11 protein-coding genes are annotated in these 11,437 nt (G+C 42.9%); 8 read left to right on the top strand and 3 right to left on the bottom strand.

Going from position 1 to position 11,437, the window contains the following annotated elements:
- Positions 1-17 precede the first annotated feature (17 nt).
- A complete protein-coding gene (locus ABIL39_05165) occupies positions 18-776 on the bottom strand; it encodes an SDR family oxidoreductase (GenBank protein MEO0165509.1) in 759 nt (252 codons plus the stop codon).
- 102 nt (positions 777-878) lie between these two features.
- On the opposite strand from ABIL39_05165, the gene ABIL39_05160 reads away from it, so the two are divergent.
- From ABIL39_05160 to ABIL39_05125, 8 genes are all read left to right on the top strand, one after another.
- Entirely contained in the window at positions 879-1,877 is a 999-nt protein-coding gene (locus ABIL39_05160; GenBank protein ID MEO0165508.1) for a HEAT repeat domain-containing protein, read from the top strand.
- A 1-nt stretch (position 1,878) separates the two neighbouring features.
- Positions 1,879-3,225: a cysteine--tRNA ligase gene (gene cysS, locus ABIL39_05155; protein MEO0165507.1), complete on the top strand. Its 1,347-nt coding sequence runs from the start codon at positions 1,879-1,881 to the stop codon at positions 3,223-3,225.
- Positions 3,222-3,779: an elongation factor P gene (gene efp, locus ABIL39_05150; protein MEO0165506.1), complete on the top strand. Its 558-nt coding sequence runs from the start codon at positions 3,222-3,224 to the stop codon at positions 3,777-3,779. The genes cysS and efp overlap by 4 nt, the downstream gene beginning before the upstream one ends.
- 8 nt (positions 3,780-3,787) lie before the next feature.
- Entirely contained in the window at positions 3,788-4,171 is a 384-nt protein-coding gene (locus ABIL39_05145; protein MEO0165505.1) for a hypothetical protein, read from the top strand.
- 207 nt (positions 4,172-4,378) lie between these two features.
- Positions 4,379-6,016, top strand: a complete 1,638-nt coding sequence (locus tag ABIL39_05140) for a ComEC/Rec2 family competence protein (protein MEO0165504.1) — start codon at positions 4,379-4,381, stop codon at positions 6,014-6,016.
- A 76-nt stretch (positions 6,017-6,092) separates the two neighbouring features.
- Positions 6,093-7,343: an MFS transporter gene (locus ABIL39_05135; GenBank protein MEO0165503.1), complete on the top strand. Its 1,251-nt coding sequence runs from the start codon at positions 6,093-6,095 to the stop codon at positions 7,341-7,343.
- Positions 7,344-7,382: 39 nt separating this feature from the next.
- Positions 7,383-8,798 carry an aldehyde dehydrogenase family protein gene (locus tag ABIL39_05130; protein ID MEO0165502.1) on the top strand — a complete coding sequence of 472 codons (1,416 nt, stop codon included), beginning with the start codon at positions 7,383-7,385 and terminating at the stop codon, positions 8,796-8,798.
- Positions 8,799-8,824: 26 nt separating this feature from the next.
- Entirely contained in the window at positions 8,825-9,121 is a 297-nt protein-coding gene (locus ABIL39_05125) for a hypothetical protein (protein ID MEO0165501.1), read from the top strand.
- Between the two features lie 5 nt (positions 9,122-9,126).
- Here ABIL39_05125 and ABIL39_05120 read toward each other — a convergent pair whose 3' ends face one another.
- Together ABIL39_05120 and lpxD are read right to left on the bottom strand one after the other, a co-directional pair.
- Positions 9,127-9,894 carry a UDP-3-O-acyl-N-acetylglucosamine deacetylase gene (locus ABIL39_05120; protein MEO0165500.1) on the bottom strand — a complete coding sequence of 256 codons (768 nt, stop codon included), beginning with the start codon at positions 9,892-9,894 and terminating at the stop codon, positions 9,127-9,129.
- A gap of 2 nt (positions 9,895-9,896) precedes the next feature.
- Positions 9,897-10,826 carry a UDP-3-O-(3-hydroxymyristoyl)glucosamine N-acyltransferase gene (lpxD, locus tag ABIL39_05115; GenBank protein MEO0165499.1) on the bottom strand — a complete coding sequence of 310 codons (930 nt, stop codon included), beginning with the start codon at positions 10,824-10,826 and terminating at the stop codon, positions 9,897-9,899.
- Between the last annotated feature and the right edge of the window lie 611 nt (positions 10,827-11,437).

Below are 11,437 nucleotides of genomic sequence, written 5' to 3'. Positions count from 1 at the left end.
TGCAGGCCTTTGATTCCTTACCTCAGATAACTCCCGGCATTGATATCAATAGTGCAGCCAGTGGCGTGATCCATAAAGCCACTGGCGAGGAAGAGCACTGCAGGTGCTACATCCTCAGGTCGGGTTAGTTGATTCAAAGCAAGGCTTTCAATTATCCTTTTGCAACCAAATTTCTTTATATACCCATTGATCATCCGAGTTTTTACAAACCCTGGGGCGATGACAAAACACTTGATATTATCTTTGCCGTATTCTTTTGCGATCGTTCGGCTTAAAGTAACGACTCCGCCCTTTGCTGCACCATAAGCCCAGTGGTCTTTATCCTCACCACGAAATGCCGCACGTGAAGCGATATTTATTATTCTACCCCCACCAGATTTTTGGAAGTATTTCACAGCTTCCCGGCATAAAACAGCCACAGAGGTGAGATTAATGGCGATGGTCTCTTCCCAGTCCCGTAACCATCTTTTGATATTCCGGTCGAGTGGTGAAGATTTATATATTCCGGCATTATTCACCAAAGTATCCAGCCGTTCGTATTCTTGCAAAACTTCTTTAATCAAATTCCTGCACTCTTCGGGTTGCGAAAGGTCGGCATAAAATATCTTTGAATTGTTTCCGACTTCACGGGCAAGGGCGAGTGCCTTTTTCCTATTTTTGTGATAATGGATTGCAATCGTAGCGCCGGCGGCGCCGAGAAATTTGACGATCGTTGAACCAATCCCCCCGGTGGCACCGGTGACAAGAATGACATTCTTGCTCAAGTCTAACCGCATGGGATGATTATAATCAGATTTTTTTTGTAATCAAGTTTGCAAGAATATTCACAAAAAGGCTCAATGGTTGACATAGATTACAAATTAAATATAATAAATTGTATGCGCTGTGAAACTTTATCTAAGATGCCGGTCCTTTTCCTAATGATTATCAGCTGTGGTGTGCCGCCTAAGGAGCGGGCTCTAACCATCTTGAGAGAAGGGATAAAAGATAAATCGGAAATAGTCCAGGTGAATGCGGCAAAAGCCCTGATTGAGGTTGGTGATAAAGAGGGATACGAAGTTATCTATAAAATTTTAAAGAGTGAAAGTAAAGACGCCCGGGTGGCGGCGCTGGTTGCCCTTTATTCTTTAAAAGAAAACCAATTTTCTCCTTTGATACTTAAATTGACCGGTGATTCTGATCCACTGGTGAAAGCTGAGGCCTACCATCTTATCACATTGAGTAATGATACTGCCTATTATCAAGTTCTCCTTCAGGGTATTAACGATCGGATTGCCAGGATTCGGAGATACTCCTACCAGGGATTGGGTAATTTCAGAGATATTAAAAATATTGTGGGTGGACTCAGGGATCCAGATCCCCTGGTCCGGATCATCGCAGCAAAAACCTTAGGATTGTTGGGAAATAAGGAGGCGAAGAATTTTATAAAAAATGAAATGGATTACAAAAATCCAAACATTGAGATCTGGTCCCAGGCACTCCTTGCCCTCGGAGAATTGAAAGATACATCGGCAATTCCATATATCAAAGAATTATTCACTGATACCCCTTATGAATTACGCATCGCCGCAGCCGAGGCCTTGCTTTTGTTGAACGATAAAACAGGTGTTGAAGTTTTGATTTCCGCCCTTCAGTCTCCAGACCCTTTTGTCCGGACACGGGCTGTGGAAACGATCGAAAAATTTCCACTTCCTGATTTCTACGAACCCTTGAAGGAGGCATGCCGGGATGAATATATAAATGTCTCGATCAGCGCAATAAATGCCTTAGTGAAGTATCAAAAAAAAGAGAATTTAAAACTCTTTGCGGAATTGCTTTCCGCCTCAAATCCCTTAGTGAGGATTGCTGCAGCAAGTGCCTATCTCAGGAGTTTGTAAAATGGGTTTAAAGTTATACAATACCCTCTCCCAGCGACTTGAGGAATTTAGACCAATCGATGATCAGGTGCGGATCTATTCCTGCGGTTTGACGGTCCAGGGGCCACCCCATGTGGGCCATATTCGGGCCGCAATCACCCGTGATATTCTGCGCCGCTGGCTGGAATTCCTCGGCTATAAGGTAAAATCAATTGAGAACTTCACGGATGTGGATGATAAAATCATTGCCCGGCAGTATGAATTGAACTCGGACTGGCGCATAATTGCCGAAGAGAATATCCAAAAATATCTCCAGATTTGCGACTATTTGAATATTCTAAAACCCCATCACTACCCGCGGGCTTCCCAGCATATTGAGGAGATCATTGAATTGATCCAGCGTCTTTTCGATAAAGGATTGGCCTATGAGAAGGGAGGCGATGTCTATTACCGGGTCCGCAATTTCCCAGGCTATGGGAAACTTTCTAAAAAGAGTATTGATGAACTCGAGGTGGGAGCACGGATTGAACCTACCGAATTAAAAGAAGATCCATTAGACTTTGCCTTATGGAAATCTGCAAAACCTCAAGAGCCCTACTGGGTGAGTCCTTGGGGTAAAGGCCGGCCCGGCTGGCATATCGAATGTTCAGCAATGTCCATGCATTATCTGGGCGAGACATTTGATATCCATACCGGAGGTGCGGATTTAATATTTCCACACCATGAGAATGAAATTGCACAGTCTGAAGGTGCCACCGGCAAAGAATTCGTCCATTACTGGCTACACAACGGGATGGTGAACATCACCGGGGAGAAGATGTCAAAGTCAACAGGAAGATATTTTCTGATGGAAGATATTATCAAAGATTATTCCGCAAATGTGATCCGGCTATTTTTATTAAAAACCCATTACCGGAGCCCGATAGAGTTTGCTAAAGAAAGATTAGACGAAGCAAAATCCGCCTATGCGCGGATAGAGAATTTTCTCATCCGCTTCCCCAAGCGACGCAACGGAGTAAAATATCAAGCCCTTGAGGAATTCGTGGAGGCACTTAATGACGATCTGAATACCCCAAAGGCACTGGGGATAATATTCGATTTAGTCCGCAAGGGCTACGAAACCAATGAACCGGACATCGCCGAAAGTGTCCGCCATTATCTTAAGATTTTGGGGTTCCGGGAAGAAAAAAATCGGAGTGAAGATGCATTGATACCCAAGCTTATTGAACTGGTATTGGATGTGAGAAGTCAATTACGCCAGAATAAGCATTATAGTCTAGCTGATGAAATAAGGAATAAGATGAAAGAATTGGGAATAATAATAGACGACCAGAAAGACCAGAGTATCTATAGATGGGAGGTGAAATGATACAGGTAACGCAATTGAGAAGAGGTATGCTCATAAAACTTGAAAATGAACCATTTGTGGTTTTGTCTGTAACCCATATCACACCTGGGAACTGGCGGGGCATGGTAGTATGTAAGATTCGGAGTTTGACCTCCGGTTTATCAAAAGAGATAAGATTCCGTTCAACGGACCGGGTTGAAGAGGCGGATGTTGAGGAACAGGAGATGGAGTATATCTACTACGATGACGGGAAGTATTATTTTATGGACCTGGAGACTTATGAACAGATACCGCTGGACCAGGAACTCCTTGGTGAAAGCGCAAAATTATTAACCCCCAATACCAGGGTAAAAGTTCAATTTTTTGAAGGCAAGCCATTCGGTGTCATTCTTCCCAAGACGGTCGTTTTAAAAGTGATTGAAACCCAGGCATATATTAAGGATGCCACAGCCCAGGCACAATCAAAACCGGCAGTTCTTGAAGGCGGTTTCAAATGTCAGGTTCCACCATTTATTGAAGTAGGTGACCTGATAAAGATTGATACCGAGACCGGAGAGTACCTGGAGAGGGTGTAGGAGGTCTTATGGCTGATGAGTTAAGTGAAGAGGTAAGAAAAATTGCCGAAAAAATTCCGGGGTGTCTTTATACCAGTCTGGTCGGATATGATGGTATTTCCGTAGCCCAGCACATCATTGAAGCCAACTTTGATGTCAGTCTTTATGATGCCGAGATATCCTCATTGCTCTTGACATCAAAAGAGATAAAAAATAATCTCCAACTCGGGGCGGAGACTGAGTTGATCTGGTTGACCCAGAGGGCATTCTTTATTATCCAACCAGTGGGTGAGGATTATTTTATCTATGCCTGCTTAAAACCCACTGGTTCCAACCCAGGGGTGGCACGTATTGAAATAAACAAAGCCAAGCCCAGGCTGCTGGAGATCATATATCCGAAGCCAAATCCTTAGGAGGGATTATAAATTAAAGCGCTGGGTATAAAAATCCTGCTGGCGGTTGTTGCTGGTATAATCTTTGAAGCACTATTCAATCCCGGGATAATTGGCTATATAATCGGGCTGTTAAGTGCCGCAATTTTGTTGTTTTTATCCCCAAAAGCCCTTTTCCTTTTTATTTTTCTTCTTGCAGGCGTAAACACCCACTATAAAAAAACAGGGATGGATGGCAATTTGAACCGAGAAGGTATTTATCAGGGCGTGGTATTGGAAGAAGATCAAATCGGTGAGGTGACAAAATTAAGATTGCAGATAAAAAGGGTGATCGTCGACGAAGATACTATTCCTTATTTCCTAGACGCTGAGCACTATACCTATCAGCAGGATTATTTTTTAGGCAAGACTGTGACAATCAAGGGGAGAATTTCACTAAAAGAGAAACCCCACAAAAGGATTATTTTGAAGGGCAGTATTATCAACCAAGATTATTCTTTGAGTTTCGTGGGCCGGTTATTTAATGAAGTGTATGCTCATATCATCAGGACCATTCACAGGGGCCTGGATCAAGAAAATATTCCGGTGGCGCAGGGTTTGATTCTGGGCGGGAGCCACCGCCTGAGTCCCAAAGAGAAAGATATCTTTGTGCGGGCTGGGGTGCTACACATTCTTGCCGTATCCGGATTGCATATCGGATTTGTCATTGCCTTTCTTGGGATGTTGCTTTTGCCATTTCCGATAACACCAAGAATAAAATTTGTGGTAATAATGGCGTGCTTATTGATTTACGCGGGTATCACCGGTTTTCGGCCCAATGTTTTGAGGGCTTCGCTCATGGCATTTCTTCTTGGTATCAGCTTACTTTTGCAACGCCAGGTGGATACTATGCATGTGGTTAATATGAGTGCCTTAATTCTTTTATTATTAAATCCCCTCATCCTTTTTGACCCCAGTGCCCAACTTTCATTTGCAGCCGTTTATGGTATCGTATATCTACTACCCTATTTTAATGAGCATCTGCTGAAGGGGATCAAATCCTCAATGCTCAAATTAGTTCTTGGAGCAATGGCTACTTCCTTCTCTGCCCAGCTCTTTGTTGCGCCCTTTTTGATACATTATTTTCAAAGATTGCCCACTTTGGCAATACTTTCCAATGTATTGATTGTACCTTTGGCTTCAGTGGTTGTATACCTATTATTCATGATGATTATCGCTTCTTTGATATCAAAATCTGCAATATCAATTTTTGCATTTTTTGCAAATCAGGCAATATTCCTGCTTAAAGAATTGGCGAGATTTTTTGCCCAAGTCCCTTTTTCCTCGATAGGTTTGAGCATCCCACCCCTTTTCCTCCTTCTTTTCTTTTTTATTTTTGTACGAAAGACACGAAAATGGGCACTATTCGGGCTGGGGATAGTTGCGATAATATTTTCCATCTTTCCGGACCATTCCATAAAGATGACCGCTAATAATGCCCTGATTACCCTGCCCGGTGGCGAGACGATATTGATCTGTAAGAGCAAAAAGGATTGGGCGGCAAATTTAAAAATTACTGAGGTGGACTACTTGATCGCAGATCAGCGGACGATGAATTGCCGCAAAGAATTCATTCCCCTACCCCCGGCTTATCATATCAAGGAGATACAAATCGCAGAGCACCGGATAAAAATTGATGGCGGAATTTCTATCTTCTGGCATGATAGAGAATTTAAGCTTCCGGATGAAATTTTGGGAGATAGCATGGTCATTGTAACTTTGGGGAAAAAGGGTATTTACAGTTTTGTATCATCTTTTGACTCAATATTTGATGAATTTCTCATAACCCTGAAAACCCTCTGGGGTCAGATCCAGGTCAATATATAGCGAGTGCATTATTGCCTTCCGGAAAGGATAAATAAGCTTTTCGTTGACTTTTTATCTATATTAAATAAACTTCACCATGATCAATCTCCTGAAAAAAAGGGGCCTCCTTTTTTTGGCTTTATCCAACGGCACATCTCAGTTAGGCGACCGCTTGACCCATATGGTCATCATCACCTTAATCGGCACCCAATATCCGGGAAAGATTTCCGCTTTCAGCGAATTTGCTGTCACTTTCTCTCTTCCTGTATTAATTCTTGCACCATTTGTGGGAGTGATTGTGGACCATTGGAACAAGCAAACGATAATGTTTCGTTGTCATCTGATGCAGACAATATTGATAATGTTAACACCCAGTTTTGTTGTTTTATTTCATAGCTTGATTCCGATATGGGTCCTCGTTTTTACATTTTTTGCCCTGGATGTATTTAATAATACAGCAAAAAATGCGGTAGTTCCTGATTTGGTGAATTATGATGAACTCGTTTCTGCAAACTCTCTTATTATCACCATCGCCCGAATTGCTACCTTCCTGGGGATGGTAGGGGGTGGTTACTTGATTAAATGGGTAGGCTGGCGTCTGGGGTTTTATTTAGATGCAAGCACCCATCTTATCGCAGGATTGTTGGTTCTGGGCATGGGCGCCCGGGCATTATTTGAACCGGCAGTGCGCATAGAGCACAACTGGAAAAAGAAATTAAATGAGGCTTATAGGTATTTTCTCCAAGATATGAAAGAACTCTTCAAACTTCTCCTTAGCGACCGAGTGGTTCTTTTTGTGATGATTTCGGTATTCGTGTTACCCTTTGCCGCGGCTATAGCCTATACAGTCCTAATCTATTTGATCCAGCAGACATTCAATATGGGGACACCAGGTGTGGGCTGGCTAGGCGGGATAATCGGTATCGGGATGCTGCTAGGAGGCATTCTGATGGGATTTCTGGGGCGGCGTTTTAATCGTCCATTGATCATAATTGGGAGTATGGGATTGCTCTCATTATTTTTCCTCTTCGGTCCTTTTTTTATAAATCCTCTTTCCATGTATGTGATTGCGTTAATCTCGGGTATGGTTTTTTCCTTTGTTGGTATTGCTCAGGATACGATCCTCCAGGAGGATGTGCTGAAATCGGTGCGCGGTAGGATCTTTGCCACAAAAGAATTTATCATCAATTTGACCTTTCTGCTCTGTGCCTTGGGGATTGGTTTGCTTTCTAAAATCTTAGCACCATTCGCTATTCTACGTCTCACCGGTGTCATCATTATCTGCTTGACAATCCTGGCACTATTGATTATTAACACCATTCCGGCTGAGGCACGGAAAAAGTTATAGAACACTTTACAAGACCCGAAATGTTGGTATAATTGACTTATGTTTATAAAGGGAAAAAGAGTCATCAAAGAAAAAAAGATAGCGGTGCTCAATCCTTATAATAATCAGGTGATTGAGGAAGTAGGTTTGAGTACCGAGAAGGATGTTGCTGAGGCAATCGAGATTGCACAGGAAGGATACCGGATATTAAAAAATATGCCAGCAGGAGAGAGAGCAAGGATTTTGGAGAAGGCAGCTCAAATCATTGCGGAAAAAAGAGAAGATTTTGCGCGGACCATATGTCAGGAAGTGGGAAAAACAATAAATGAGGCAAGGATAGAGGTAGATCGGGCGATAAATACTCTTCGTCTCTCCAGTATTGCAGCCCTGAGTTTAAAAGGTGAAACCGTGCGTATGGACCTCACCGGTGCTACAAAGAAAATGGGTTTTTACCTTCGGGTACCCTTAGGTATCGTCCTTGCTATTTCACCATTTAACTTTCCTTTAAATTTGAGCTGCCATAAGATTGGCCCAGCAATTGCGGCTGGAAATGCAGTGATTCACAAACCAGCAACCAAGACTCCCCTTTCGGGATTGATGCTTGCTGAAGCCCTTGTAACCGCAGGGCTACCCGACAAGGGAATTTCAGTGCTTGTCGGTCCGGGTTCTACGGTGGGGATGGCATTGGTCCGGGCACCCCAGATAAGAAAAGTAAGTTTCACTGGTTCGCTGGAAGTAGGTGAAATGATCATGGCAAATTGTGGGATGAAAAAAGTCACAATGGAATTGGGTTCCAATTCCGCGGTCGTTGTATTCAAAGATGCCCCATTGAAATTGGTCGCAAAGAAGATTCGTAAAGGTGGTTATACCCTTGCCGGACAGGTCTGCATCTCAGTCCAACGGGTCTATGTGGAGGAAGAAATTGCGGATGAATTTTTGAGGGAATTATCCATGGAAGTCGGACAGATAAAATATGGCGATCCGCTCCTTGAAGATACGGAAATGGGTCCGATGATTGATGAAGCCGCACTGAAAAAGGCTGAAGAGTTTGTTGAGGATGCCAAGAAACACAGAGGAATTTTGATTTTGGGGGGTTCAAGGAAGGGGACGATTTTCTTGCCCACGATCATCTTTGATGTGGCAGAAGAAGCAAAGATCATTCAAGAAGAGGCTTTCGCACCGATGGTCGCGGTGAACAAGTTTAAAACCTTGGAGGAAGTTATCGCCAAGGTGAATAATACTAAATATGGATTACAAACCGGGATATTCACCCGGGACATAACGCGTGCTTTGCAATGTGCTCAGGAGATTGAATCCGGAGGGGTTCTGATCAATGAGATACCAACCTTCCGGGTGGATAATATGCCTTATGGTGGGATGAAAGGAAGCGGTTTAGGAAGAGAGGGTCCGGAATTTGCGATAAAAGAAATGACTGAAGAAAAGTTGATTATCTTTGATGAACTCGAAGAAAAGTAGAATTGTTTGAATATCTAAAAAACTGGTTGATAAAAATCGAGACGGACTACGGAGTCAATCCTGTGGTATTCGCTGTGATTTATTTCGGTGGCGCACCTTTTTTCTGGTGGGCGATCTACAAAATCATTAAAGGATTGAAGAATAAAAATTTTAATCAGGTGCGGGTATTCGGGATAGTCCTGGGGTGTACAACAATCGCGCCCTTTTGCTATGTGGCACTCTTTGGACATGATGTTCCGTACTGGTTCTGGTTATTCGCCGGGGTGATCATCGTTTATACCCTTTATTCTGTGTTGCGGAAGGTCCACAAGACTCGTTCGTAGAGGTTTCAGCACTCGGTCGATTTATGATCAAGCATCTTGACGAATTGAAGGTTGAGGGCATGGGAGGTGTTTTTTGCCTTTATACGTCCGGTAAGTTTTCTTTTCAAAACATAAAGGTCGCCTAAGAAATCGAGAATCTTATGCCGCACCGGTTCATCATCAAAGCGGAGGGGTTCGTGCGCATAAATGCCCTGGGCAGTTATTCCAATACCGTAGGGCGGTAGTTTTTTTAAGCGCGGATCCGATTCAGTGGTAAAGACGAATGTCCGGGCTGGTGCGATTTCTTTTATGTAATTTTCCCGGTTGATAGTAAGGGCAAGTTTTTGGGTGCCGATATATGGATGTTCCAGTTCCATCTCCACAAACAAAACATCCCCATCCATCGGCTCATATAGGATATATGAATTTTCTCCTTTTACCAAAATCTTTGTATTCACTTTTAACCGTGGAGGTGGACTTTCAGGATAGTGGGCTAATATCTTCACAAACTCCTGACTTGAGCCATCAAAGAATGGAACTTCCTTGCCAAAAACATCGATTTGGATATTGAAAATACCTAAGCCGTTAAGGGCTGATAATAGATGTTCCACCACCATCAAATTTTTGCCCATGACAAGGGTATGATTTTCCACCTGGATGTTTTCTAAACTGAGTGGTATTGAAACATAACTGTTATCATTCCACATATTTATCTTTAACCGCCTCCCAGAGCTGAACTCCAATCGGCTCCTACCGCCGAAAAGGCCCATGCCTTCTATGGAGTTCTTTCTCATAATCAGATATCTTTATACAGCCGGGCCAAGGCTTTCAGAACTGCATAATGTTCCCGGGCAGGTATACCTGAATACTTCTTATGCGCTGCCAAATTGGAAAATACTCCACTTTTGGCATAGATTACAACATTATCGCCCACTACCAAGTGGTCACTTATCCCACTTTGGCCGCAGATTATCACATTGTCGCCGATCTGCGTTGACCCTGCAATGCCGCTCTGACCCATGATGAGGCAATTTTTCCCGATACGCACATTGTGTGCGATATGAACCAGATTGTCAATCTTTGTTCCTGACCCAATTATGGTTTTACCAAGCGTCCCTCGATCAACACAAACATTGCTGCCGATCTCAACATAATCTTCAATCACGACATTTCCAATATGGGGTATGCGTCGGTATCTTTTGAATCGGACATAGCCAAAACCCTCTTTTCCGATCACGGAATTGGCACCGATGGTGACATAATCGCCAATCTGGGTGTTACGGTAGATAACCACATTGGGCTCGATGGTGCAAAAATCACCAATTACTACATTTTCATCGATCCAGACATTGCTTCCAATATAGCTGCCCTGGCCAATCTTTGCCCCTTTTTTAATCACAGCATGCTCGCCCACGGTGCTGGATTTAGCAATTTTAACACCGGCTTCAATGCAGGCAGTCGGAGAAAGGCCAGGTTTTTTACGGGTGTTGGTAATCTTTTTTAAAAGATGATACATTGCCTTCCGGCAATCCTTTACGACCACGCAATTCTTTCCTGGAATACTCACTTCGGCAATCACCGCTCCGGCTTTGGTTTTTAATTTTTCATTAAATAGAAAAGTCAGTGCTTTGCTGTCAGCCTCTTCCGGAGGTAGAATATTTTTGATTTCAATGTCATCGCCATACAATCTACCGTGAACAATCCGAGCAATTTCTCTTAGTCGCATATTTTATGCTATCCATTCAGTATGGCGATGTCAAGGTTTTAAGTTAAGATGGAATAAAACTTTCACAATATGCACACTTTTTGCAAAAAGCAGCCGATTACTACAATGTAACAAAGAAAGGGGTGGAATTCACCCGTTATTTTGTTTCTTTTCATTCAGGGGTGACCTTTTAAAATGTTGAAAAGCTGGAGAGGAATCGGGTTGTCAAGTTGAGTACTCCTAAGTTTTTCTCCTCCCCTTTGATGTGGGAAGAAAAAGGTGGGGTGATAAAGTGCGAAATAACATGTGATTTAAAAACATTTATCCACAGGCTAAAGCCTGCGCCTACCATTTTACCGGTTACCAGCCGAGAGAAAATCGCTAAAGCTTGCCCTACAAAAATATCCAACGCTAAATCGTTAATTACCCTTACAAATCTTGCCCAGGAGTTTCATCATTCCCTCACAAGATTTAAAAAAATATGGAGAGGATTCAGGTTGTCAAGCTGAGTACTCCTCACTTTTTCCTCCCCCTTTGATGGGGGAGGATTAAGGTGGGGGTGATAAAAATGGATTTGTCTCTTGATTCTTTTTCAATTTGTTTTAAAATCATGGCGGAGGCCATGATGAAAA

The sequence above is a fragment of the candidate division WOR-3 bacterium genome (assembly GCA_039802205.1).
Taxonomy (GTDB): domain Bacteria; phylum Hydrothermota; class Tepidihabitantia; order SM23-42; family JAOAFX01; genus JAOAFX01.
The sequence above is the reverse complement of the archived record's forward strand: the minus strand, read 5'-3'. Positions and strand labels throughout refer to the sequence as shown.